The organism is Croceibacterium ferulae, from assembly GCF_003660445.1.
Taxonomy (GTDB): domain Bacteria; phylum Pseudomonadota; class Alphaproteobacteria; order Sphingomonadales; family Sphingomonadaceae; genus Croceibacterium; species Croceibacterium ferulae.
Genome location: NZ_QZVQ01000013.1, coordinates 1 through 25,905, shown reverse-complemented (window position 1 = coordinate 25,905; position 25,905 = coordinate 1). Strand labels below are relative to the sequence as shown.

At 57.1% G+C, this 25,905-nt stretch carries 18 protein-coding genes and 1 pseudogene; 10 read left to right on the top strand and 9 right to left on the bottom strand.

The window, feature by feature from the left end; genetic code table 11:
* Positions 1-112 precede the first annotated feature (112 nt).
* Complete coding sequence (locus D5S08_RS14310; protein WP_241557429.1) at positions 113-1,144, bottom strand: polysaccharide pyruvyl transferase family protein; 1,032 nt, start codon at positions 1,142-1,144, stop codon at positions 113-115.
* 405 nt (positions 1,145-1,549) lie between these two features.
* On the opposite strand from D5S08_RS14310, the gene D5S08_RS14305 reads away from it, so the two are divergent.
* Both D5S08_RS14305 and D5S08_RS14300 read left to right on the top strand, forming a co-directional pair.
* Positions 1,550-2,301, top strand: a protein-coding gene (locus D5S08_RS14305; protein ID WP_121119762.1) for an IS5 family transposase whose coding sequence is annotated in 2 segments (ribosomal slippage) — positions 1,550-1,876 and positions 1,879-2,301 — 750 coding nt in all. Because the reading frame shifts where the segments join, the coding sequence is not laid out codon by codon here.
* 25 nt (positions 2,302-2,326) lie between these two features.
* Positions 2,327-2,632, top strand: coding sequence for a hypothetical protein (locus D5S08_RS14300; protein WP_175578951.1), 306 nt, complete (start codon positions 2,327-2,329; stop codon positions 2,630-2,632).
* Here D5S08_RS14300 and D5S08_RS14295 read toward each other — a convergent pair.
* A pseudogene (locus tag D5S08_RS14295) lies at positions 2,556-3,547 on the bottom strand (IS630 family transposase). The gene D5S08_RS14300 and the pseudogene D5S08_RS14295 overlap by 77 nt on opposite strands.
* Positions 3,548-3,890: 343 nt before the next feature.
* Here D5S08_RS14295 and D5S08_RS14290 point away from each other — a divergent pair.
* The 5 genes from D5S08_RS14290 (at position 3,891) to D5S08_RS14270 (ending at position 10,051) form a co-directional block, all read left to right on the top strand.
* A complete protein-coding gene (locus D5S08_RS14290; RefSeq protein ID WP_121119760.1) occupies positions 3,891-4,160 on the top strand; it encodes a transposase in 270 nt (89 codons plus the stop codon).
* A 1,544-nt stretch (positions 4,161-5,704) separates the two neighbouring features.
* Positions 5,705-6,475, top strand: a complete 771-nt coding sequence (locus tag D5S08_RS14285; RefSeq protein WP_162301986.1) for a polysaccharide biosynthesis/export family protein — start codon at positions 5,705-5,707, stop codon at positions 6,473-6,475.
* Between the two features lie 13 nt (positions 6,476-6,488).
* Positions 6,489-7,880: a Wzz/FepE/Etk N-terminal domain-containing protein gene (locus D5S08_RS14280; protein ID WP_121119756.1), complete on the top strand. Its 1,392-nt coding sequence runs from the start codon at positions 6,489-6,491 to the stop codon at positions 7,878-7,880.
* Positions 7,881-8,672: a tyrosine-protein kinase family protein gene (locus D5S08_RS14275; RefSeq protein ID WP_121119754.1), complete on the top strand. Its 792-nt coding sequence runs from the start codon at positions 7,881-7,883 to the stop codon at positions 8,670-8,672. It abuts the gene before it with no gap.
* A gap of 113 nt (positions 8,673-8,785) precedes the next feature.
* Entirely contained in the window at positions 8,786-10,051 is a 1,266-nt protein-coding gene (locus D5S08_RS14270) for an outer membrane beta-barrel protein (RefSeq protein WP_121119752.1), read from the top strand.
* 23 nt (positions 10,052-10,074) lie between these two features.
* Here the strand turns inward: D5S08_RS14270 and D5S08_RS14265 are convergent, their stop codons facing one another.
* The 4 genes from D5S08_RS14265 to D5S08_RS17510 all read right to left on the bottom strand — a co-directional run bounded on the left by D5S08_RS14265 (position 10,075) and on the right by D5S08_RS17510 (position 14,855).
* On the bottom strand, positions 10,075-11,184 hold the full coding sequence (locus D5S08_RS14265) for a glycosyltransferase (RefSeq protein ID WP_121119750.1): 1,110 nt from the start codon (positions 11,182-11,184) through the stop codon (positions 10,075-10,077).
* On the bottom strand, positions 11,181-12,158 hold the full coding sequence (locus D5S08_RS14260; protein WP_162301985.1) for a glycosyltransferase family 2 protein: 978 nt from the start codon (positions 12,156-12,158) through the stop codon (positions 11,181-11,183). The genes D5S08_RS14265 and D5S08_RS14260 overlap by 4 nt, the downstream gene beginning before the upstream one ends.
* Positions 12,159-12,326: 168 nt before the next feature.
* Positions 12,327-13,688, bottom strand: coding sequence for an O-antigen ligase family protein (locus D5S08_RS14255; protein ID WP_121119746.1), 1,362 nt, complete (start codon positions 13,686-13,688; stop codon positions 12,327-12,329).
* Positions 13,689-14,588: 900 nt separating this feature from the next.
* Positions 14,589-14,855 carry a DUF6894 family protein gene (locus tag D5S08_RS17510; protein WP_121119744.1) on the bottom strand — a complete coding sequence of 89 codons (267 nt, stop codon included), beginning with the start codon at positions 14,853-14,855 and terminating at the stop codon, positions 14,589-14,591.
* A gap of 314 nt (positions 14,856-15,169) precedes the next feature.
* Here D5S08_RS17510 and D5S08_RS16510 point away from each other — a divergent pair, with 314 nt between their 5' ends.
* Positions 15,170-15,493 carry a hypothetical protein gene (locus D5S08_RS16510; protein ID WP_126665576.1) on the top strand — a complete coding sequence of 108 codons (324 nt, stop codon included), beginning with the start codon at positions 15,170-15,172 and terminating at the stop codon, positions 15,491-15,493.
* 273 nt (positions 15,494-15,766) lie between these two features.
* On the opposite strand, the gene D5S08_RS14240 is transcribed toward D5S08_RS16510, so the two are convergent.
* The 3 genes from D5S08_RS14240 to D5S08_RS14230 all read right to left on the bottom strand — a co-directional run bounded on the left by D5S08_RS14240 (position 15,767) and on the right by D5S08_RS14230 (position 19,763).
* Complete coding sequence (locus D5S08_RS14240; protein ID WP_126665575.1) at positions 15,767-16,024, bottom strand: hypothetical protein; 258 nt, start codon at positions 16,022-16,024, stop codon at positions 15,767-15,769.
* A 1,210-nt stretch (positions 16,025-17,234) separates the two neighbouring features.
* Positions 17,235-17,702 carry a hypothetical protein gene (locus D5S08_RS16505; protein WP_126665574.1) on the bottom strand — a complete coding sequence of 156 codons (468 nt, stop codon included), beginning with the start codon at positions 17,700-17,702 and terminating at the stop codon, positions 17,235-17,237.
* Positions 17,703-19,469: 1,767 nt separating this feature from the next.
* The gene (locus D5S08_RS14230; RefSeq protein WP_126665573.1) at positions 19,470-19,763 is read right to left on the bottom strand and encodes a hypothetical protein; all 294 of its coding nucleotides are present in this window, start codon (positions 19,761-19,763) and stop codon (positions 19,470-19,472) included.
* Between the two features lie 2,128 nt (positions 19,764-21,891).
* Here D5S08_RS14230 and D5S08_RS16500 point away from each other — a divergent pair.
* Both D5S08_RS16500 and D5S08_RS16495 read left to right on the top strand, forming a co-directional pair.
* Entirely contained in the window at positions 21,892-22,596 is a 705-nt protein-coding gene (locus tag D5S08_RS16500; RefSeq protein WP_126665572.1) for a helix-turn-helix domain-containing protein, read from the top strand.
* A gap of 681 nt (positions 22,597-23,277) precedes the next feature.
* The gene (locus D5S08_RS16495) at positions 23,278-25,356 is read left to right on the top strand and encodes a hypothetical protein (protein ID WP_126665571.1); all 2,079 of its coding nucleotides are present in this window, start codon (positions 23,278-23,280) and stop codon (positions 25,354-25,356) included.
* The last annotated feature ends 549 nt before the right edge of the window (positions 25,357-25,905 follow it).

Here is a 25,905-nt window from a genome sequence, read left to right as displayed (position 1 = left end):
AGCGTCACGCCTTTCATAGAAAGCGCTGTTGAGGCGCCTGACGCTACAGGGAAGCAACTCGTAATTTATAATGCTTAGCTAAAGCAGCGTATTGAAGGAAATCGAGAGTAAATCATAGAGCTCTGATCAAAGCATCATTGTATTCCTTCAATGCGCTCGCAGAAGATTTTGCGATCCTGACACTGGGATATTTGTGGGTCCAAGCATTGATGTAATTTGAGACCTTTCCGTAGTCGTTATCGAGAGCCACGTGCGGAATGTCGAGTAGCACGCACAGTATGTGGCCGTGCAATCGATCTGTGATCACGATCTGGCCTTCACATAGCTGAGCTATACCGCGTTTAACGCGACTATTTGCCAACCACTCGTACCATCGTACACGCAGTGCATTGGAATCTGCACCTGAGACTATCTTCACTAATCGACGTCGGGCCCGTGCCGCTCTAATCGTCCTTGGACAATCTTGCAGCCAGTCGACGATCTTACCTTCCCTTATCGACGCAAATGGGGCCATGTCATATCCTGCCCGCTCACTGTCGGTACGAAGGAGTAGCAAAGCATCGCGCGTAGCCGGGCTACGACGTTGTTGCCCCATACCAAACGCAGAGTCCGGCATCAAATCGACTTTGCAAGCAAATTTGAGCTTTGCAAACTCATAACTTGGGTTATCTCGGACGTAGAGCGTAAAATTCGGATGGCGCTCAAGTAATTGAGCAAAGTGCTTTGTACCGGCTTCATCTCGAAACTTGATAGATTGAGGAAGCTGGACAATCTCCCGCTGTGGGAACCTAGCTAATAGCTCTTCGCGAAAAATCTGATGGCTAGGCCAGATATCGCCAAGGTTTCCACCACCATGGATAAACAAGACCCCATTGGGACACGCTGCTTCAAAAGCAGCAGCATCGAAGTTGGCGTACGTCGACACGTACCTCGGAGATCGGCCAGTGATTTTCTTCAGCAAGGCAATCTCCCCTAGCCAAATAGCGCTATCGCCAACATTTGGATGGTCCGGAAAATCAACAAGCGCGTACGAGCTACCCATACCAACATGACGTCTATACATAGATAGAAGTTCATGTTTCTGCGACTCTACCGCGTTGGTGTTGTTTGCCATAAAGCCTTCTCTGACGAACCAAAGCGCCATGCGAGCTCGCACATGACTGCGACACGGCGCCTACATGCCTTTGCAACTACGCTCAACGGCAGATTCAGTTTGGTCCGTCATTGCCCTGCCAGCTCGCAGGTGACCTTTGACAGAGAGCGAGTAGTGTATGACCCCAGGCTTCGGATGTGATGACGGGCGGAGAGTTTTCCTGACCTCTGCGGCCTTGCAAGTCGGCAAGTAGTTGCGCGTGCGTGTCCCGATCCGCCTGCGGCCAAAAGCGACCGTCACTTTGAGAACGTTTTGAACCACCACCCTGCTTTCCTTCGCAAAGGACGGCCGAGCGGATACACAAGCAGCCGATCGTTGGGGCTCAAACTCAATCAGCGGCTTGAGGCGGACCGGCTTTCCTGATTCACTGCGGTGGTGAATCGCAGGAGGCTGGGCATGGCGCTATTCTGGTTATCGGACGAAGCATGGGCGGCGATCGAGCCGCACCTGCTCAAGAACCAGCCTGGAGCGCGACGGGTGGACGACCGGCGGGTGATCTCCGGCATCCTACATGTGTTAAAGGTCGGCTGTCGCTGGTGCGACTGCCCGGCCGAGTACGGGCCCTCGACGACGGTCTACAACCGGTTCAATCGCTGGTCGCACCGGGGCTTCTGGCTCAAGCTGCTGGACGCGCTGGTGGCCGCGGGCGCGGTGACGAGGAGCACCGCCATCGACAGCACCTACGTGAAGGCGCAGCGTGCCGCATTTGGCGCAAAAGGGGGCGCTCGGCGCAGGCGATCGGCCGCTCCTGCGGTGGTTGGACGACCAAGGTCCACGCGCTCACCGACGTTATCGGCCGCTCCTATGCGTTGATGCTGACGCGCGGCAACGTCAGCGACGTGAAGGCCGCGCCCGCCCTCCCCGAACACGCCGGGCGCATGCGCTACCTGCTGGGCGACAAGGGCTATGACGCCGACCGGCTGCGCCGTCTGACTCGCGACGCCGGTGCCGGCCCGGTCATCCCGGGCCGGCGCAACCGCAAGCACGCCATCCGCTACGACAAGAACCGCTATGCGGGCCGCAACCTCATCGAAAAGGCCTTCTGCCGCCTCAAGGACTTCCGCCGTGTTGCCACCCGCTACGACAAGCTTGCTGCCAACTTCCTCTCCGGTGTGGCCCTCGCTACCGCAGTCGCGTTCTGGCTATGACGGCGTTGAAGAATGAAAGAAGATCATGACCGAAGATGAAGTCGCGTCAGGCCCATATCTGCCACCTGGAACTCCCGTTCGCTATGCCGGTCTTGAGCAGGGTGGCCCAGAATACGGGGTGGTCGTCCACTGCTGGCTCGACGACGAAATCAACGCCTATGAACGCTATGTCGCCTTCTTCGGCAACGAGGAGCCCGCGGGGAAGCCTTCTGAAAAGCCGTACATCCTACGCTATGCCTCGACGTCACTGACGATCAGCCGCTTCTCGGGTGATTGTGTCTGGACCCTAGAGCGGTATCCGATTGGTCTGGTTCGTAGCTGCAAAAGCTGAAGTAGTTGGCGCACTCCTGTGGTTGGAAGAGATCGACCAGCTCGCCGATGAGGGACCATAAGCCGGATACGGTTCGCTCGCCGGCCTTGCGGAGCATGGCCTTGAGGCGGGCGAACGCCTTCTCGATCGGGTTGAAATCGGGGCTGTAGGGCGGGAGGAACATGAGGCGGGCTCCGGCCGCCTCGATCAGGTCGCGGACGCTGGCGCGCTTGTGGCTCGGCAGGTTGTCTATGATGACGACTCCGCCGTGCTGGAGGCTGGGCACGAGCATCTGGCCGCATAGGCTTCGAACCAGTCGCCGCTGATAGGTCCGTCGAGCACCATGGGCGCGACCATGCCGGACATGCGCAGGCCGGCGGCCAGCGTGATCGTCTTGCGGTGGCCGTGCGGAAAGCCCATCCGCAGCCGCTCGCCTCGGCGGCAGCGGCCGTGGCTGCGGGTCACATGGGCGCCGTCCAGGTCTCGTCGATGAAGACCAGCTGCGCAGGGTCGAGATCGAGCTGGCGGTCGAACCATGCTTCGCGCTGGCTCAGGACGTCGGCACGGTCCTGCTCGACCGCGTGCCCGGTCTTTTTTTCGCATGATCCCGTGGCGGGCGAAGAAGCGGTGCAGCGTCGAGATCGCCACGGTCACCCCCGCCTCGCCCAGTGCGCGCCGAAGCTCGTCCAGCGTGATGTCCTGCCGCGCCTCGTGCAGCGTCCGGCTCGTGTGCGCATGCGCTTCGATCTGACGCGACCGCGTACCACTGCCTTGCCCCTCGGCGGCAAAGCCACCCGTGCTGCGGCGCTGGTCGTGCCAGCGGATCACTGTTCCAACGGCCACCCCGAACCGCCGCGCCGCAGCCCGACAACTCATCCCGTCGTCAACCGCAGCCAGCGCCCGCGACCGTAGGTCGATCGACAACGGCTTGCTCATCCATGCCGGCCTCCTTCCCAGCCAGCATCTTGAACCAGATCACCACGCCCAGGGGAATCCGCCTTTGACTCACGTAAGCCGGAAACCGCCTTAGGAAAAAAAGGTCATCCACTCGATAGTCGGGCAGCACCTCCGTGGGGCATCAGCAAGGCGTTCTCTTGTGGTCGTGTAAGCCAGACCAAAGCTTTCGCCGCGTCTGCCGACTATCAAGGATCGAAGTACGACGCTTAAATCACCTCGATGTGATGTTTGCTATCCGGCACTTGCTGAAGGTTCCTCGAGTGCTGGCGCGACTGCCCCAAATGACCTGACAGGGTCTCGCTCTTAGTTAAGAGTGAGGCCCATGACTGAGCATACGACCAGGCGGTACCACGTCGGCGAGGTCCTTTCCGGGGTTCAGCGCGGGAGGCGCTGGCTCCCGGAAGAAAAGGTCCGGATCCGCGAGGAGACGTACTTGCCGGGCATCAGCGTGTCACTCGTGGCCCGTCAGCACGGCATCAGCGGCAGCCAGATCTTCGCCTGGCGCGGGCTGTTGGCTCAAGGGGCGTTGACCGCAGCTGGTGCCGGCAGAGCGATGGTGCCCGCGTCTGAGTACCGCGCGCTCCAGGGCTAGATCGCCGAGCTGCAGCGCTTGCTGGGCAAGAAGACGATGGAGGCCGAGATCCTGCGTGAGGCCGTGTTCCGGGCGCAGGCCTGAAGAACTGCTGTTGCGCTCGATCGTACTGCAAGGAGATGATCGGTGAGCGCCGTGGCCGAGGCGCTAGTCATCAGCCGGCAGCATTTGTCGGCCATGCACAACCGACCACCGCCACGTCAGCGCGGGCAAGCGCCACTGCCCGATGCCGAGCTGGTCGGTAACATCCAGGCGCTGACCGCCGATCTGCCTACCCACGGCTATTGCCGGGTCCATGCATTGCCGCGCCGCCATGACGCTAGGTCTGGGCGCGCCGCGCCCAATCCTAAGCGGGTGTACCAAGGGCGGCCTGAACTCCAAGCTTCACGCCGTGTGCGACGGCAAGGGGCGCCCTCTGATCATGGCGCTCAGCAAGGCCAGCTGAGCGACTACAAAGACGCTGCCCTGATGCTTGATACGCTGGCCAAGGGCCAAAACTCTGCTCGGCGACCGAGATGTGACGCAGACTGGTTCCGAGCCGTCCTGCCCCATCGCAAAATAGCTGCGTGCATCCCTTCTAGGGCGAACCGGCGAGATCCGATCCCGCACGACACCGTGCTTTACCGCGGCGCCACAAGATCGAGATCGTGTCTGGCCGCCTAAAGGACTGGCGCCTTTTCCACACCCGCTATGACCGATGCCCCACACCTTCTTCTCGGCCATCTGCATCGCCGCCACCGTTTGGCTGTGATCAATGAGTCCGAGCCTAGGGGGTAACAACATGTGGAGGCTGCGCCAGTCCTGCTCGAACGAGAGCATCGGAGGCCCGACGTGCTCGAGACCAACGGTAACGATGCAATTGGTTGCGCCGCTCACTACCGGCGGCCGGCGCACCCGGACATCCCAGTATGACCAGCAGCGCTACTGCGGCGGCACCTCATCGGACACGCCGTCGATCGTCCCAAAAACTACGGAGTTGCGCGCCTCCTGTCCTGCCACGGCGCCGTCTGTTTCCGCAAGCTGTGCACCAGCTTTGTATCGGCTGGTGCTTTCCGCTGCGCTGCTGTTAGGTGTCGATGGTAGTAAGTCCCTTCACCGGCAGGTCGCAGGATCATATCGCTATATGATTTTCTTCCTCCTCGCCCTGCCTTTGCTCGGCGCCTTTTTGCGGTTTAAGCACCCCACTTGGCCTCGATTGAAGCAGACGAGGATGAGGCCGTGAGATAACGGGTATTTCTGAACGACCGGAATTGTGGTGCTTCTGAACAACCGGTGTAGATCTCCTAACACTTTTCCATTGCCCCATATGCGCACACATCACCCAAGGGCCTCATCTCGGAAGTGGATGCAGCTCTACCGGGCTTGTGTGGTGCACTGCACCACGGTATCAAGCGGCATTGGAGCCATCGCCCGGAGTCCGCTTTACAGGAGGTACGCCGGTGGCCGGCGCAACCTTATCTCACGCCAAACCAATGGTTCGGACTTAGCGCCTAAGAGGAATAGAAACGATGCGACGCCGAGTTCATCAAGCCATTGCAAGCATCATGATTACCGCTGCTGGTATTCACGGCAACATGGCAGTCGCTCAGAACGCCGCTGCTCAGGAATCGGTCTATCAAGTTGGTGGTGGCGACGTCCTAAACATTTCTGTTTACGGCACGACGGCATACAACACTGTAGTGCAAGTTGCGACAGATGGTCAGATACCCGTGCCGGAGCTCGGCAACGTTCAGGTGGGTGGTCTCTCCCCTGCCCAGATTTCCGCTAAGCTCGCTACGAACTTCCAGGCAGCGGGTATTCTAGTCGATCCTGTCGTCAATGTGCTTGTTCAAGAATATCGCAGCCGAAAGGTCTCGGTGTTCGGCGCGGTTGCGAGGCCGGGTGAGTACATTTTGGATCGCACCGGTCTTAAACTAACAGATGTCCTTGCCCGATCTGGTGCGCAGCTGGGAAGAGGCTCTGGTGTCATCCAGATCACAGACGCAACTGGGCATCGCACAGAACTCTCGGCTTTAGGCGTCATGACCGGCGAGCTCGATCGTCTGGCGCAACCTGACGAGATCATTATGGTGGCAGACGCGCCCACCTTCTTCATCCTTGGTGAAGTGAAAAATCCAGGCGCTTACCCGATCGAGCCGGGGCTTACCGTGGAGCAGGCTGTTGCCCTTGCTGGAGGCCTTACTCCAAGGGGCGCTCGCAATAAGTTGAGTGTAACTCGCACCGGACAAGATGGCGACGAAGTCACGACCGACGCAAAGCGCGGAGACGATGTCCAGCCACGTGACTTAATCCGGGTCGGCGCACGAATCTTTTAAGAGGACCGTTTCTATGTTGATGCGCCACCTCTACAAGGTGCTCGCGCTGCGATGGCTCATCATCGCTGCCTGTTTAGCTATTGGCCTTGGGACGGCAGCAGCTTATGCTCTGCTTGCCGCCCCTACCTATCGATCTTCCGCAGCAGTCGTAGTCGACGTGCGTGCTGATGAGACGATCGGCCAGCAGGCGCGCGCTGAAGCGATGTCTCCTGATTATCTTCTCACGCTCGAAGACATCCTTAAAAGCGATCGCGTAGCGATGCAGGTTGTCGAAAGTTTCGAGCCAAATGAGCTGCAAAGCCTTGGCTTGGCATATGGTTGGACACCATCCGACCGGCCGATGAAGGAGTATGTTGCCAGCGCATTGCAAAACCAGATGGAGGTTAGCTCAAGTCTTGGCAGCTCTCGGGTCATGCAGATCGGCTTCTACAGCGGCAATCCGGACTTTTCTGCAGCTATGGCGAACGCCTATGCTAGGGCGTTCATGGATGTAAATCTTGCGCTTCAGACTGAGCCGGCGCGGCATGCAGCCGAAGCCTACGAACAACAACTGACCCGTAAGGCGCAGGAGCTCGAGGCAGCACAACAGCGTCTCGCTCTTAAGCAGCGCGAGCTCGGTGTTGTGGATCCGGGTACCGGGGGAAGCGCCGACAACGTCAATCTCTCAACGTTGGCGACGCAGCTAGCGAACGCTACCGCGACGGCCGAACAGGCGAGATCGCAAGCAACCGGGGGCGCGCTGCCTGCTATCGCGGCTGACCCGGTGATTACCCAATTGGACGTTCAGCTTGGCACTGCTCGCTCGGAGTTGGCGCAGCTCACAACGATTGCCGGGCCGAACAATGCTCAAGTGCGACAATTGCAAAACCGCATCGATGCGCTGCAAGCGCAACGTGCGCAACAGGTCGCTGCGGCTCAGCGTCGGACGTCCGCTGCAGCGGCTCAAGCCCGATCAGCGCAGAGCGGCTTGCAGGGCCAGGTAGCTGCTCAAACGCGGCGCACGATGGCAACCCAGGAGGCAGAGAATGAGCTCGCAAAGGCGCGGCTCGACGTAGCGAGTGTTCGGCAAGCTTATGACCAAATGGCTCAGCGGCGTACACAGCTGGAGGTCCTTGGTGAATCCGGGCAGACTAATATCTCGATGTTGACACCAGCAGTGCCCAATCCGAGCAAAGTTGGCCCCAAGCGTATCCTTGCTATGGTAATCGGCCTTGTAGTGGGTCTTCTGGCCGGGGTCGTTATCGCTGTAGGGTTGGAGCTGATCAGCCTGAGGATCCGCGTTCCTGAGGAACTGGATGCATGGTTAGGCATCCCTGATCTCGGAACGATCCGGTCAGCGTCATCCCGAACGATGCTACCCCGTCGAAAGTCAACCGGCTACCTTCCGTTCCTGAGGAGTGCATAAGTGGACTACCCAGCTGAACATGGCCGTGAAGGCAATAGCCGGGCGACAGACGACGATACAACTGCAGACAAGCAAGGCGGCATTGGGAATGATCAGGCCTACGACGCACAGCCAGAAGCGGTGACCCTACCATCGATCGATAGCCGTTACCGAGAGCTCGATGCCCCAGCGACGGCGCCAAGCACGTCGTTGGTCGAAGCGGTAAGCGTGTTGAGAGAGCCACTCTCCTCTGCTGCTGCCGATACGAGGAGGCTGGCGCAAAGACTAGCGGTGCACTGGTTCCGAGGAGACGCAGTACACCCTGCCTTGTCAATCATCAGTGCGGAGCGCGGTGAAGGACGTACAAGCACTGCGATCAATCTGGCTTGCGTGTACGCTCAAGCGACAGTGCGCACCTTGTTAATCGACGCCGATTTGCACAATCCCACGGTTCATGTGCAACTTGGTTTGGACCCTGATGCGTCCGATAAAGGTGTTCCGATCCCGGTGGAGGGCGTGCCAAACTTGTCTGTACTGCCCGCGTCTCATATCTCCAAGGGCCCTCATGATCGGCTAGTACCGTCGGCACTCGGCGGCCTCATCGAGCACCTTCGCTCCCACTTCGATGTCATTCTCGTAGATACCCCGGCGGCTGCTGTCGGCGAAGATTATCTATTTGCCGGCTTGGCAACGGGAGGTGGCTTGGTTGTGACTCGAGAGGGTCAAACCAAGGTCAAGGCCATCGCCAAAGTTTTGAACAGTTGTGAAGATGCAGGTATCAAGATCGTTGGCGGCACGATGCTTGAGCGCTGAGGCCGACATTAACTTTACTGCCGGATTCACACCCAAAAGTTAGTTGGCGCTGTTGAGTCACTGCGATCGACGAATGCACCTTTACAAAGTTCTGCTCTATTCGGAGCTCACATATGACGTGTCACCTGCAAGCTGCTGAATGCCGCAGCGTCCTTTGTTCGCGCTCCAGTCAGCCTTTTGCCCGGCTGGCTTTGACCGGTCTGGCAACCGCGCTTACAGCTTATGCTAGTCCAGGGACGGCTCAGGACCGGTATTTCCAGGTGTCCGCCTCGACGCAGTACGACGACAATCTGCGTCGCCGTCCCGACGACCAAAGATCGGAACTGCCGCATAACGGCAGCGAGATAGCCACCTTCGTAAGTCTCGACGCTGGTATCGCTGCAAACTTCAATCTCTTGACAGTTCGTGTTGATGGAAACGTCGGCAAGCGCTTCTTCGCCTACGATAATGATCTAAACTCTGAGGAGTACCGTATCGGAGCCACCGCTGACTACCAGGCGCAGAGTGGTTCAGTTTCACTTGAAGCGGTAAGTAGCCGGCAAAACCTGGGTTTCACAGATCCGATTTTTCGTGGGACCAACATCCGGCAACTGAACCGCGTGATTGCTGAAGGCGACCGCCGCATAATCGGAAATCTTCGCCTTGCGGCCACTGCACGGTACAGTGCAAGCTCGAGTCCCGACCCTGTACTATCTCGCGCCAACAACAACAGTTACGGCTATACGTTAGGTCTCGCATACGTGTCGCCATTGGGAAACCGTTTGACAGTTGGGTACAGCGACAATCGGACAGAAAGTACAAACGAACGCATACTCGTCGTCGACGAGGCTGAAATACCTTACACAGGTAAAGCTACCACGCGCGGCGTGTTCGGGCAGATCGAATATGCTCCTTCGGTCGCTTTAGCCTTTGATGCCAGGGTGGGGTATACGTGGCGCGATGACCGGACAATTTTGGATGCCGACTTTCAGGGGATTACTTACAACGGATCGGTCACCTGGCAGCCCTTGGAGAGCGTCAGGATTGTCGCTGCGGCAAATCGGTCGTTCAGCAGCAACAACGAACTATTTGCCAACGGAGTTGAGGCAACCTCCTACTCTCTTGAAGGCACAGCTGTTGCTGCGGGCCGTCTGACACTCACATCATTAATTCGGCACGACGAACGCAATTTCAGGTTCGATCTGCAAGATTCTGTTCCAGCTCTTGGCCCACGAACCGATCGTTTCTGGGTCTATGGCGCTGGCGCCCGCTACATGACCGGGATCGGCGTCGCTGTCGGGCTGAACGTCAACCATGTGCGCATCAAAGACGACGCCGTAAGTACGACAATCAAAAGCAATTCCGTGTTTTTGACCTTGTCACGCCGGTTTGGCTTTTAGGGTCGGGCAGGCACAGGGCCCCTCTACAGCACCAAGGCCCTGATCCTGGCTGAGAAGTCTTTGTAGACTGCCTTGATCGTGCCTTCTGAGAACCGCCGGTTGACCATGCTCATCCCCGCCGCTCGCATCTCGGCAAGCTGACCGGGTGTGTCAATCAGGCCGGCAATTCTCGCGGCAAGTTCGCCCGCGCTGCCTTCCTCCAAGAAGCTGACACGCGCATCAACACCGTAGTCGACGAGCCCGCCAACTTTGGTGGCTACGACCGGTATGCCGCGGCTCAACGCTTCAAGAGCGACGATGCACAGACCTTCATTCTTACTCGTGACCACAAACACGTCTGCCGGATTGGTCATCCAGTGGGGATCGAAGCCTGGCATCGAGACATCGTCCTTCAAATGCAGGTCGTTGATCAAGGCTTGGTACGCCTCGGCGTTCGGGCCTTCTCCGTAGAGGGTAACGGATATAGAGTGACCGCTATCCTTCAACAGCCGCGCTGCTTCAATGATGACCCTCTGGTTCTTTGTGTCGGTAAAGCGAGCAGCGCTGATGATCCTGAACGGTGCACCAGCCGTTGTATGGCTCGGCGCGTGCCGCGAAAATGACGCGAGCGGCAGGACAACACGCTCCGATGGAGAGCGCGTATACAGCCGATCCTGAGCCATGTGGGCGGTGATCTCGCAGTCGGCCAGCAGCCAATCTACCCGACGCGATGTTAGCCTAAACAATCGTTCGTAAATTGGCTTCGCCAGATGAGTGTTGTGCTCGAACGAGGCGACGGTAACTCTTGAGAGCCCCAGGGCCGCTATTCTACCAGCGATATTAGCCTGCGGCAGCGAGAGTACGAGTAAATCAGGGGCAAAGCGCTTCAGCTCTCGTCGAAACCGAGGGATTGCTCGAAGCCACTGCCAAGGAGACATACGGTGTCCATGTGACAGATGCTCGACGACAACACCTGCCGCGGTGAGGTCACTAACATGTGCACCTTGATCTCGGATGATCGACAGGACTTTCAGGTCACAACCAGCAAAAGCACCATGCTGTACAAGATGCAGAAGACCTTTCTCCGCACCGCCGCGCTTGAAGCCGTTAATAAGGTACAGCACGCGTGGCTTACGCTTGGAATGAACAATCACGAGAAGCTATCCCTACCGTTCACTTCGACCCTCGATGCAAAAACCGTTCGCTGTAGCACGCTAGCGGCCGCAGCCGGCAGACGCGCGAGGAACCAGGTCAGCCAGTTGCGCGCTTTCCACGGCACGAGACGTACAGCAAACGCACTGGCGGATCGCGCTTGTTGCGCTTCGCCAGCCAGAAAGTGCTGATTTGCAAGCTTGCGGGCCCGCTCCGCCAGACGCACCGGCACTTTCCCAAGTAAGTCAGAATTGGCCGCCGCTGCTTTCAGTGCGACAAAGGCGTGGAACGCCAATAGATCATTACGCCCACCTGTAATACTCCCCAGCCGGTTTCGCTTGAGCACAAGCGGCGTTTCCAAACACGCAAAGCGCGTGGAAGGAGCAACTCTCAAATAGAACTCTGTCTCCTCAAAGCAATGAATGGTTGGATCCATTCCACCGCTCTTCACGTACAACTCACGACGCATAAGAACCGTTGAAGGTAAAATCGGAGGATCGTTCAGGAAGTACGCGAGAGCCAAGTCCTTCGCCTTAGTGATGTCAACCAGATTGGCTGGGCGTGCATTGCTAGCATCGTCGTTAGAGAAGTTGCTGAACGCAGTGTAGACTAAACCAACCGTCGGGTCCGAGCGGCAAACTTCCAATTGTGCTGCAAGCTTGCCAGGTTCCCAAAGATCATCTCCGTCAAGAAATGCTACGAGAGGAAGATCGGTGTCTTGAACGGCCATGTTACGCTGAGCGGCCTGCCGGTTGCCTCCGGGACCGTAGATCACTTTAATTCTCGGGTCCCAGTGTTCAATATCGCGTAACACTGCGAGCGTATCCTCGTCAGAGCCATCATCTGCGATGATGATGTCGCCTATCGCTTCAGCCGCTGATTGTTTCAGAACGCTGTGAACTGCTGCACCGATGAAAGGACCTTCATTGTAGCAGGTAATAATTACAGCTACGTTCCCACGGCTTGGGAGGTTCATTCCGACTGCTCCGATACGTACGGCGTTAGTGGGGTAATCATGACGGCTCCTATGTTCTCTCATGCGTGCAGGCTAGCGATCAGCCGCCGTATCGACTGCCAGGGTGGGTTTAACACCGTTGCACCTACCAACAGCGTCGCAGCTCTAGTCAGGTAAGCAGGGCTGCCGCTAGCGCCGGACTAGTCGGCGCAGAAAGGTGGGTTGAGAACGGTGAGCGATCGCCGGGATCGTTAGCCTCCGTTCTGAAGGCGGCCTGCGCTTTAGAAAAACGTTGATCGTCGGCGAGGGCAATCTGGCACTCACCACCCCTGCCAAACCGATCAAAACCAGCATCGCTGAATCAATAGCTTCAGCATACGCGTAGCACATGACATAGAGCAGCAAATAAAATGGCGTACGCTCCAGGGAACTCCCTGTACGCGCTCGGCGAAGAAACGCGAAATGACCAGTTCGCCAGGCGATGGTGACAATATACACCGCTGCGATCGTCAGGCCCACAATGCCGCCCTCTGCCGGAATCCGGTGGACTTCGCCATGAACATTCATCGCAAGTCCACTACCCCTCCCATACGCGGTCGTTGCCCAATCCCAATATCCCGTGGCACCGACCCCGAACCAGGGGTTCTCCTGGAACAGTTGCCATGCACGGCGATTCACGAACTCTCTGATGATGTTGCTGTAGTCGGCGATATTATGGACGGTAGTGAAGTAGCGGTCCGAGAGCTCAGTGTAGTTTGCAGAAGAGGCTTGATACTTCCCGTACAGGTACCCGCCATCAAGACCAAGTATGGCGATGGTAACGAGTAGAACCGGGCCGACAATGCATAACAGTAATCGAGTCGAAACCGCCATATTGGAAAATACGAGAAGTACTGCCATTAAAAGCAGCGCTTTTCGCTCAGCACTCATGATTACCAACACTATCAGGATAGCCAACACTACCAGGAATGGAATGTACTTAACAATTTGATCACGCAACGCAAATGCAACGAAGACGGTTAACGAGATAACAAGCTTTGTGTCGTACAGGTACTTCCAAGTGATGTACCGGCCCATCATGACGTGGTGTATGATAAGGTGAGCAAAGATAAGGCAGCTCGCAGCGGCGACAACTTTCACGACGCGAAGCGCGTCTTCAGACTTCATCTGAAACGAGTAGGCATAGATGCCAACCAGGCTTCCCGCGATTAGCAGGAATTGAGCCGTGCGGTAAATGCCGGCTGATGTCGAAACCAAAAAGGCGGTCGTCGTGGCGTCTGCGACATAGAGCAACCCTACTACTAACGAGGCATTGATTTTTGTGATATATCGCCGCCCTGACCAGCACCCGCCTGCGAGAATAATGAACGCCAGAGTCCATGTTACAACGAGTTTGTAGCAAAGTGCCACCAAAAGCAGAACGAACGTGCCGAGGTAGACTTCATTCCACCCAATCTTACGCACACTGCCAAGCAGCAGCGAACCGGCATGTCTCCGGCCTGATGATTGGTTACGTCCATTGCGTCCCAGCAGCGTTTTCACGATTGACATGTCAGATTACCTTCAGGACTTCCCTAGCGCCCACCTGCGTCCGACGGGTTACGCTCGGTCGCAGCCAGCCAGCCTTGGACTGCCAGTTTGCCGGTAGGTCCGTTACCACCGGCTCCCGTAACGACAAAGCGGATCGTCATAGTGACCCGATAGAGCACAAATGATCGGATCATGCCCAGAGCGCCGAGCGACCTATAGCTATAGAGCCGCAGCGCGCTTTGCAGGCGAGCAAGCGGCTTTGATACCGCTTTACAGGGAAGGCGAGCGGGGAGTGCTAACCACGTGCTGTCGCTCCAGCGCCCTGCGATCGCGATCAACCTCCGCCTATGACCCGATAGCTCGATGCTGCATGACCGCCTCGATGGTGCAGTGATAAAAAAGCTCATGAACGCCGCTTCAACGATGATGGCTTAAGTTGGTCCTGCGGAGGCTCGGCGATCGTCACGCAAACGCCTAAGCGCCTCCGCTCATCCGCTCATCCGCTCATCCGCCAACAGAAATGGCGCAAGTCGATGCGGCTTCTCCAGGTTTAGAAGGAGCTTTGCACCACGCGAATTTCTTGTATGTGGAATGGGCTGCGGCGCCCCGAACTGACGACCCGTCAAAATCCCCGGGTTCGCCGCAGCACCCTGCGATGTCAGGATGCATCACCCTCCGCGCACGCTACGGCCCACCTCCGGTAAGTCCAGGAGAGCATGCAGTGCCCGATGAGATCGTATCGCAGACTTTTGCCGTCGCTCAGGCGTAGGTAGCGGGCGGGAGGGCACGACAGGTCGTCTTATGCGCTCAGGTCGTCTTATGCGCTCAGGTCGTCTTCCAGGCATTCTGCACACTTAGGCATTAACCTTTGCACAAGCCCACTTCGCCCGCAGAGGCATGAACTTGAATGCGGCAACGCGATCAGGCGCGCGCACGGAGCAGGTTGGAAGTCCCTTGAGGTTCGGCGGCCATCGTCGTCACCGAGAACAGCAGATTCCACGATGCGTCCGTCACAAGTATTGCTAGGCACCCCTTGGACCAGAAGTCTTGAGGGAACTCCGTGAGCAACTCACCCATCCACCGTATGGCCTCTTGGTGCGCGGCATCAAGATCCTCTAGCTCTATCCCTTCGGCATCTAGATGGCGGGTACTGTCTGCGCAGTGAAAAAAATAGCGAGTCACGTTCATCTCTACGGTCGTACTGCAAGCTCCAACGTCCGAGCGAGAAGTTCACTCCACGCTCGACAACCATTTGACGGGGCTGTGCCAGGGCGGGACAGTTCGCGCTCGTCTAATTTCGGTCGAGCGATGACTTTCTACCTTCTCGCAAATCTCCGGAGATCGATAGTAGTTATCGCTTTGTGCTTATGCCCGAGGCATTTAGCTTCCGCGACGACAATTTTTGTTGATGAGGGTTCCGTGTCACGCTGGCCTGCATCGCGCATGACCAGATCAGGCGTGGGTATTTTCAGGCGGACATCCCACCGGATCGAGAGTGCTTAATGATCACCTCGTCGAAGATCTCGTCGCCGGCGCATCATTCATATTTGCAGATGGTTGCCGGCTGTGTGCCTGATGAAACGCCTTACCTTCCGATCCAAAAACTCCATTTCCTCAAAGGAGTGAGGCCGTCCACAATCGGGCTTCACGGTCTCGTTGAACAACTCGGACCAGATCTGCTGCTCGGTCCGGGAGAAATCGCCGCCACGTCTTTCGATCTCCATGGCCACGAGCAGACTAGCCCAGTCGGCGAGTTCTGGTCCAAACCGATAGAAACCATCTGGACCGGGCATGAATTTGGGAAGGATCACTGGCGCAACGCCTGAACGCAGACCGGACAGATCCCATGACTCATGCGACGACACTCAAATCCAGCGCTGGATTTCATTCGTTCACTGCCCGATGATGGCTTGCAAGGACTGGGCGCCTCCGGTTCACACCCGATCTACAAGCAAATTCAACCGCTCGTAACGTTCACCGGAAAGCGGTAGAACGCTCTTCGTTCTCAGCCAGACGAAGCAGACTTCAGTCAGGATAATGTGACTCAATCTTGGCTGCTGCACGAGAAAACAGTAGCATCAAAACCTGGGAACATGAAACTACTGCAAGCTTCTCTTGATCGGAATCGCTTTCGAATCACAGATCTGATCGATCATAGCGTCTAGATGAGAGAAATTCAGCTGCGTGTCGTCGAACAGCGCCCCGAATGAGAGCTGCTGGCGAGCCTCTTCTCTGAAACTCTGCAAGGCGGCATCGACGTGAGCCGCGCTGATGTGAGCGCCAAGATCATCAAGTAAGCCGAGCGCCATTGAAAGATGAGCGATGATCGCCTGCGCATCGATAAATTGCTGGGGCACTTTCCACCTCATCTCCGCACCACATGCGCGACACTAAATACCGGCGACACAAACATCACCCGAAATGTCGAACTCCAGGCGTTATGCTGAACCATCGCTCAAGTCGCCTTACTACCTACCTTCGGGGGCTCACAATACGATCATCCGCGTGGTCGGGATCCTGAAATTATTCACTTCGTCTGCTAACGTCCAGCCTGCTGTGCCAGGTGACGCAATTTGCGACAAATGTCCATCCGCGCCATCCGCCGGCAACAACGAAGTGTAATTGCACCTTTTTTATAATAGAATGCGATACGTGAGAGGCTTGCAAAGCACTGGAGGTCTTTGCGCAAGGGGTAAGATAAATGGCGAACCTATCTCGGACCATCTAAATTGCAGGTCAACCTCCCCTATGCCCTTGGGTCTCAGCTAGAAATCAGGCACAAAGCGACCTTGAGAATTTCGTTACACTGCACCTTGTCGCTACAACCTCTCGCGAGCTACAGCTTAACCTATAACCTGAACCTAGAATTCTCGAAATTTCGGTGCCGGCTGGAAGCTAGATGAGACTAGGCGCCCTGTTTTCATGGTAAGCGGCAGCGAGGCTCCGATCGAACGCCGCGGAGCTAAAGCCCTCGTTGCAAGTGCCCGCCCATCATGATCATCGAACGGAGACGTAATTCAGGTTAGACGTCAGCGTCAGGCCGCACTCCACGGCGCAATACGGCAGCGTAGCTGCGGTCATCTCGCATGCTAACTGCGCGCGATTTCGGGTCAGCCAGATGTTTTGTCCACTTACGCGACGATGCGGTGGTCCTAGGCGCAAATGTGCTCGCCTTAGCTTTGACCATTTCGCCCGGCGCTGAGGTCCAGCGGTCCGCCTGTCCTACCTGCTCAGTTAACTTGCGGTCGGTCTTGATCTGCCTCTCGACCGTTCTTCTAGCACCGTGGCGCCAGCCTGGGTTATCCGCTTCGAGGCCCTTTGTGTAGGCCATGCACCGACCATCGCAGGTACAACGAGAATCACCGTTGCGCTGCCATTCTCCGACGACGCAGGCCAGGCCGGAGGTCTGCCCATCGCGACGATTTCCGATCGACGCATTGCGGTGTAGAGCAACAGGGTCATTGCGACGTTCTCGTGCATACCTTCCGGCCACTTCTTGTCGTTTCGTGCAATCTCATCCTCAGTTCGAAAAAAAGACCTGTCCGTGTGAAGACGCGTCGGGCGCGCTCACCTTGCTGCGGATGCGCCAGCGTAGCTTTCCCACTTGTAGGGGGAGGCGCGCCAGCGCGTCGGAGATCCTGTTCGCCGCAGCCGGTGCCTGACATGCTGAATCGCTTCATGTCTGATCCAGCGCACGTCCTTGCTGCCGATCCTGGACCAAAGCCGCTCGCGGATGCTGCTACCAGTCGACTGGGCGCCAGAACGAGCCAAGGGGCAAAGTCTTGGTCCCTGGCCAGGGTTGCCAGGTCGTGGCAGCGCGGCGCTCGCGGTGAAGGTGATCGGAGCCACACCATGGATCGTCATGAGCCGCCATACAATTGCATGCTCGCGTGTTCGGCGGAGGATCTCTTGACGGAGATCTCCCATCCTGTTGTTCGATTCATCCAGCAGATCGAGCATGGTGCGAAACATCGGCCTTGCCGCCTCGGGTAGCGATGAACCAACCTCCTCGTCGAGCAGGTGACCAAGCACCATCGCGTGCGACGAACCTTAGGCGCTAACCAGCCGTAGTCGGTAAGGTGACCGTGGATCGCGTTGATCAACTGGGTGCGCTGACACACCAGCAAGTCGCGGGTGCGGAACACCAGACTAGATGCCTCCCACGGCGGCGAGGCAAATCAACGACATAGCGTGACTTGCTGCCGGAGCGTAACAAGATCATTTCCCCAGCCGCAAGCCGACGTCGAGCAATATCGGCACCAGACCCTGTCTACGACTAGACTTCTCAACCAACCCCGGCGCAAACGAATGACAGATAGTTCGGTTCTAAGAGCAGCAATGTCCCGATTGTCAGGTGCCATCTCTGGATCGCTTGGTCGATCGAAAGCGATTATGCCGGGCTTTGACTATCGCCCGTGCCCGCTCGTTCCTGCCGATCACCGGCAGGTAGAAGAACCTGGAGGCTCAGGCGCAGCGTAGCGCCCTTTTCGGCCTTGAAACAAACCAGGCCACGCGGGACTGTGCGTGCCTCTCTTCAGGAGAAAACGGCCGGCTATGTGCTCAAGTACGTACCCGATTCTTTCGCCTGGCCGAAAGCCTTCGGCGCCTCCCATGACGTGCCGATCACGGCTCAACGCCGATCGAACCGAAGCCCATCCTACGCGAGGTGACCATTGATAAAGAGGTAGGTGTCGATCCGCCATGACATCCGAAGAAGGTGTCCCATCGAGTTTGAATAGCATCGGCAGTATCGCTTTGAGATGTTCAATCTTGCCACCAGCAGCCGGCCTCGCGATTGGAGCACGCATTGGAATCCTCACGGTGATAACCAAGGATTTTTGACCTTCGACAATGGATCACGCGAGCTCATCTGAGGCAGTAGAAAATATCTAAGATTTAGCGAAGGCTACCGGCCATATTGCGCAAAAGACTATATCTCTTGCGGTGCGAAGGGCACGTGCGAGGTCCCAATGAACTACTTTGGCGTGCACTCGAATGGGCGTCGAGATTAAGATGACGCTTGAGCCGCGCACTTCCTTGCCGCGCAGCGCTGGAGCACTTCCGCCTCGTGCTGAGCCGAATGAGCACCGGCAGACCTGATGCACCGCCGACACTCAGCCGCTAAACGAGTGTGTCGTCATTTGAGTTGCTCATCAACCGGGGAGACCGGCCTGCGAGTGAGCGCCCGAACAGCGGGCCGACATCCTAAGCTCACCCCCCGATCCGCGAATTCCCAGTGCCAGCGGGACCAGTTCCTGTAATTTGGGCGCCAACGTCCCACTTCAGGACAGGCCTCAGCGCCCACCATCTTTCCAGTTGAGCAGCGATCCGTAAGATACCCGAGTTGCGGCGGCCTTTTTTCCACGCTCCTGCTATCCACAGAACCGCCGCAACACCCCCTCATTCTGCCTCGTCGCTGATCTCGCCATGCCTGCGGAATGCCCGGTCTTCCACTCTCCCGCGTCCAGCGCGCCTTGGTCCTGCGAATGGTCACTCTGGCTGTAACGGCCGCGAGCAACGTGGCATGCCACGCACAAGCAGCGCGTCGACACGTTGCCCGGTAGCCTAACGATAGCGTTGCGGTCCTGCATGCTGACGGACATGTAGGGCTCGACGGTTTCTGGGAGCGTGCCCAGCGCGATGACAAGGAGCATCCAGCCTCCTGATCGGATAGTTTGCGGCGGTCGATCGTACGACCGGACGCTTGCTCGGTAAAGCGGCTTGAAGATCGTCCGGGTGGCGTCCCGTTCTGACGGGCCCCAATGCCCGCTCAGACACCGTGTCGGCGCTGTTCCCCTGCCGCTAACTCTCGTTGCCGGGGTAGCTTTGTTGAGCTTCAGGCGAAATGCTCCATCCGTAAAATTCTTCGCCCATGGCGAACCAGAGGTCGTCAAAGGAAAGGGACCTGACGTCGCGAGGGAGCCAACAGAACTTGAGCATGAGGAAGTACCGGACCGCATCAGTGCCCTTGTGATGCTGATAACCTTCCCGCTCGGCGAGCCGATCGCCAAAAAGTTCCAGGCTGAAACGCAGGGCGCCGTCGTAGAAATGCGCTTGCGCTCTCGCATCGTTGATAATGGTGTCCTCGCTACTCATGACTCTCTCCTCGTGAGGGCGCGCTTTGATCAAGACTTTCGAGGTTAAAGAAGCCGCTCTGCTGCGAAAAGAGCGGCCTTAGCCCATTTTAGCGCTTGAGACGATGGGGATGATGGATGTGGGCGGTGCCGAATGGAGAAGCCTCACCTACGCTTTCGAGCGGACCTGTGAAGCTCCGAGCGGCCATACAGCTACATACTGCCGATTTTGCAACCCATGTCGGCCAACCCGCTAAGCCTTCATCGCCGACCGGATTCGAGCACATCAGCGGCTCGGTGACAATCGTGCTTTCGCCTGATCGCCGCCGGGGCAGTGATGCTCCGATCCTGCTTCAATGTGCCTGTAGGCAACGACCCTCACGAAGACGTTGGCTCCAGCTCAGCAGACCTAGACGCTCCATCACACGAGACTTTGCGATTTGCCGTATCCTTGTTGAGGGGCAATCGAGGCAGGTTCTGAGACGATTCGGGAGGACCTGAATGTTCGCGCCAATGCCGGGCTGATGCTGTTCAGGCTAACCTTGGCGTCACCAAACTGGGGCGCGCAGGCAAGGCCAAGACCTCGCCCGGCTTCCCTAGTCCCCTGACAATCGCAACGACGCCTTGCAGGTGATGGGCCCGGCACGCTTCCAGCCCCTTGACTGATGCAATTACTGCCGGCCACCGGGTAGCATGCTTCCAGAAACGGGTTCCAGTGGTTCTTCGAAGAGGGCTGGTCATCTGCCAACATGCAATGAACGGCGGAGCTTCGCGTGACCTGTCTCCCCCAGCTCGCCAAATTCACGCGCCTGTAACAAACCGCTTGTTGAAGCGCCACGTGACTTGAGCCGAGGCATCGAACACCCGCAACCAACTCATCTGAGATAGAGCAGGGCGCTGCCTAAATGTTCAAAGCGGATAGGCCCCGCAGGATTATGACCTTGATGACGGCTCAGGAGGAGGTTGCACAATCATCCGCACACCATTCTCAGTTCGCTACTCCATGAGACCGAAGCGAGCGCTGACAAACGCCTGTCCTTTTGAAAGCGGGTCCCCGTCATGGTGCAAGCTGTTATGGCAGCGGTGAGGGTCTTGATGTCGCCAGACACGGTCCGGAGCTGAGGCCGGAAGCGCTCGTCAGCCGAAGGTTGACATAGCAATGCCTGCCACTCTTGGTACTCCACAGCACGTAAGGGCAAATTCAGCTTTACGACAGCCTTTGGAGAAGCTTAGGCTAATCTTAACCTAATTGGGGAACACCAACAGCTTACGAGCAGGTCTCTCTGGCGCAGTCATGGCCTCCTTGCATGGCTAAAAGTCGGTTTGATCGGCTATGGAGTGATAAGTACACAAAATCAGCTGGTCGTCAGTGGGGTGGTGATTAATGGGCGCTAAAAACAAGGGATGTCGGAGGGAGGTTGCATGACCGGTTCTGCAGATACCGGAGCGTTGTACGCCCTGTTTGAAGACTGGTTTCAGCAACGCCAAGGCGAGTCCGCTCAGCCAGCTGACGAAGTGATCGAAATCAAGCTTCCGCCGCAGTCGTCTTCACTCACGCACGAAGCGATGATTAGTGTGGCCGATATTAGCGCGTCGGCAAAGCGTGCCTACGAGCATCGGCGGGCTCGAGATCGCGTCTTCCAAGAGCCCGAACTTTTCGGGGAGCCAGTTTGGGACATGTTGCTAGATATCTCAGCTGCCGAGACACGCGGAGAGTGTCTGTCTGTTACGAGCGTATGTATCGGGTCGTGCGTAGCTGAGACCACCGCCCTGCGATGGCTCAAAATAATGGAAGTGCGCGGTTTGGCTTGCCGAGAGGCAGACCCACGAGACGGCCGACGTTCATTTATAAGATTAACAGACGACGGCAGACAGAAGTTGGAGCGCTACTTTGCAGAAGTCGAGCGACTTTAAGCTAAAATGCCATGACGCGCCTGACATTTGCTTAAGAAATGCGTGAAGAAAAGCGCAAAAAATAGTGTTTCTTCAAGACGAAAGCCTCCTGCCTTTGTCCCGAAGCATCGTCTCTACAGCCGGCGTCAGCTGCCTACGGCTGGATGTGCGACGGTTGGATCAGCAAAGACGCTACATGGCTTAGGTGTTAAATTATCTCATGGCACTGGCAAGTTTGATCATCGGGTCTATGGCAGGTGGAGGATGTTGATTGCGACGATGGATCCCGAAAGCTGACCGATACACCAGCACGCGGTTTGGCCAGCATCGAAGAGCGGGATCGGATCCGATATGACATTTCTAGGTATGGAAACGAAGCAGACGAGATTGGCAACGAGAGGCGCAGAGTGAGCGAAGCAACAGAGCCTAGCGGTGCCAAGCCGGCTGATGGGACCGTTGATCCCATTCGGGTCGTAGCACGGGGAGATAAGTTCCAAGAGGTCGTTCGCGACTGGCTGACGTCTGATCGCAATGCACTTGTTGTGGGTCCTGATCAGGAACCCCAAAACGAAGTGTCAAAGGGAACGGCCGCCCCCACTCAAGATATCACCCTCGCGGAGGTCGCCGCTCAGCTTTATGAAGAAAGACGGCTAAGAGACGTATGTTTCCGCGAGGTGGATATCTTTGGCGAGCCTGCCTGGGACATCCTCTTGGACGTCGCCTTTGCGGAAGCTAGGGGTGAAAAGTTATCGGTATCGAAGGTATGTATCGGGTCTTGCGTCCCGGTCTCCACAGCCAATCGTTGGATCAACATCCTGCAATCCCGTAACCTCGTCTACAAGGTCGGTGACACCGGTGATCCGTTGGAGACGTTTGTACGGCTGACTGAACAAGGCCATGAAAACACCAAGCGTTATTTAGCGAGTGTCAGAACACTGCGCCATGGTCGGCCAGCTACATGAATACGCTGGTTTATTGACTTTCGGCTATCGTTCCAGAGTTCATGGTCTCCAACCCACGAGCCATCAATGGGGGCGCCGGTGTCAGGCGTCATGCCTCTTGGCAGCGTTTCCACCCCCGCCTGAGCCGGACTGCCGATGGAGGCGCTGGATTGGCAGCGGAACGTGCAAGCGACGATCTTGACGCGGCAGTGGGTGTTAAGCTCAATTTCGCCCGCGACACTCAGCTCCTCTGTGGACTAAGGTAAGCAGGTTTGAAATCCACCACCATTGTTGTGTCATTTCTCAGCACATGGCGGGCTGTCAGATCCTCTAGCAGCATCCTCGCTTGCCGGGCAAGCAACCAAGACTTCGGTTAGGAAGCTGGAGCGGGATGACGTGGGTGCGACGGACTGGAGTAGGACCCGCTCATGATGTAGGCTCGCATCGTTATTAGCCAACAGCAAGTGACCACGCGCGATTGTCGCTCGTTGTGGGGCGCGGCACCTATTTGCCTCTCGTCGAAGCCCGACAAGCGGCCGCCCTGTCCCGCGATTATCGATGCCCCTGTCCCTCACGTGAAAGGGACGAAGAGCTTGAGGACTGTCAACAAGACGGATCATCGTAAGCTGGGGTGTCAACCTTCACGTCAGAACGTTAAGGGCTACAGCTCAAGGCCTGCCTCCACGAAGATGCGGATGTAATATGACCAGAAAGAATTATGATCCGAGGTCGCTGAAGTTTTCTAAGCTCGTCACCTTCTTTGCTGGTGCAACTGCGCAGGCCAAGGCAGTGTCCGAGCAGCCGGTTGAACGTGGGACAACGCTTTGGAGCCCAAGTCTGTTCCCCAACGAGATCTTGTTCGCGTTTCATGCGGACAAGATGCAGGGCAGTCCTGTCACTCACAAGCCGGATGGGCTGCTTTCCGCGGCTTCCCGCCAAGCCTTGGCCAGTCGGGTTCCGACCCTTTCAGAAGGCGGCCTCAGGTTCACCGGCAATCAGTACCTTTTGCGTGAGGGCACGAGCTTTGGTGCATCACTGTTCCGGGGGCTCCTCGTCATCTTCAAGGTGGACGACCCTTCTCGTAACGGGCAGGCACATCTTGTTGCAATCAATGCAAGCGGCAAGTGGGACACCCCTTCTATACGATATCAAAATGGTCGCTTGATCGGGCGCTGGGATGCCACCTTCATGGGCGCAGCAAAGAGCACGGACAGACCTCACGAGAGCGAGCGTATTGAGGTCTATTGCGATGGTGTGGTGTCCGATGGCGCAACGTGGAATGTTGCCGTCATAGGTCGTCATGACAACTATCTATTTGCCCGTTTGAACGGGCGATCGTCTACCGGCCGCAGCCATCCCGATCTGCCGTACACTACGAGCAATAACACCAATGGTGAGAGCATCATTGGATTGCGGGCTGATCAGGGTGACAATCGCACAATCGTTATCAAAGACCTCGTTGCCTGGCAGGGTGAGGTGTCAGAAGGATGGGTGCGCAAGTTGGAGGATTGGGCTGCGGGCAGAGCCCAACGCCCCTTCTTCCATGGCGAGGAACCGCCAGTGTATGAAGAAAGTGATACACCATACATCCCGCAATTCGATAAGACTGCGTGGGACGCTTGGGTGGCAGCCAATCCGCGGAACGCCCCGGAATATCGCGATCATATCGGCGAACCTGCTCTGTCACTCGAGGGCTATAGCCCGGTCTTTCGCGAGGACTTTAGAGCCAATCCACTGAGTTCATCATCTAAGATGGCGAATTCAATCTTTGCGTTGAAAGCACAAGGAGGAAATCCTGCGGTCGGCGGTGATGCAGCCACGCGAAATCCGTTTCTCGATGACGTGCCGAGTCCGGCCTATGAATACGACCCGGATCAGCAGTCACTTACGCTATACAACCAGTTTTATGACAATCGATGGAACAGCGCCGCAGTCACATCCGTGACCAACTCGGCTCACGGCCGCAGTTGGGCAGGAGGCTATGTGCTTCGTTGGCGTGACCAGTTCGGTTCTGATACCGCAGGCAAGCTTTTCTGGGGCCGAGGCTGGGGCTACGGCCTTTTGTCACGACGTTATCATCATATCCCGCGGTTCGAGATCGACTTCAACGAGCCCGACGCGATCAACCGGTTCTATGGCAATCTGTTTTCGGTGCATAATCATGCGCCGCATTTCGGTGGCCGACGGCCGGTTCCGCACCACAAGTTGATCGCGCAAGAGATCAAAGTGTCTAGGGGATGGCCTGTTGACCTTGATCAATGGAATGGCCGACCAATCACCTGGGAGGTGCGGGTCGACCCGGATTATGTTTACCTAAATGTCGATCTGACTAGCCCGGCCGACATGTCGCAGCGCAGCTGCATGATCGAATGGTTGCGTTTTCCAACTCCACCAGGCGCTCTCGAGCGATGGTACTTCATGTTTAACACAGCCATCAAAACCGGGGGTGACTGGGAGCCAGATCGGGCGAAACGCTACCCCTATACGCTTCATGAGATTCAGGTCTGGCAACGTGACGCCATCGTCAACGTTATTCCGGACGCGTTCAGCGCTCGCCCGGTATTGCGTCGAGCCGGCGACATGCTGATCGTTGATCCAAAGTTACGTACACCGTTCGATTTCGTTGAGTATGTCTGGGTCGCAGAAGACGGCTACCTGATCGACGTCACGCGAGATGCTCGCCGGCGAGTTGATCTTAATAACACAACTGTTAAAGTGCTTGTAAGGGCCGTTGGTGCCGTTGATCTGCCAGAGGCTTGGTCTAATTCATTGCTGGTGTAGCTGCATTTGACTGGCGGGCGTGGATGCATGCGTCTTCGCCAAGCTACGCTCTGCTGGCGGTGTTCACTCGGCTTAGGTCAAGGACTGTTCTCATGCGCCTTTGTCTGGCCTGATAGATTCGGCGTTCTACGCTCTTGTACGAGCTCGGGCCTGCCAGTCCAGCATGGCTCGTTTCGGCGGCGAGTATACTCACTCCACGTCGACAAACGGGTTTGATGCCGCGCTTGTCCACTTGGCAGGGCAGCCATTCCACGACCTCGCGCTTACGCACGACATGCTCCTCATAGGTACTTGCACCTAATTGCAGAGACTTCCAAGTTTACCGTAAATGGCGGCGCATCGTCTCGCAGGTATGCTTTGCGCGCTTCTTTTTTGATCTCGCACTGACCCTGTTGACGGCTTGATCCATCCAATGACGATCTGTGATCGGCAGTCTGCTGCCTGGCCAGGTCCGGAGTAAATCAGTGCCTGCCAAGTCACCTGCCTTCTTTTCCCGCCTGCTCGCCACCCTTGCTGCGATGTTTGCGCCTGTCGCCGCGCAGGCGCAGG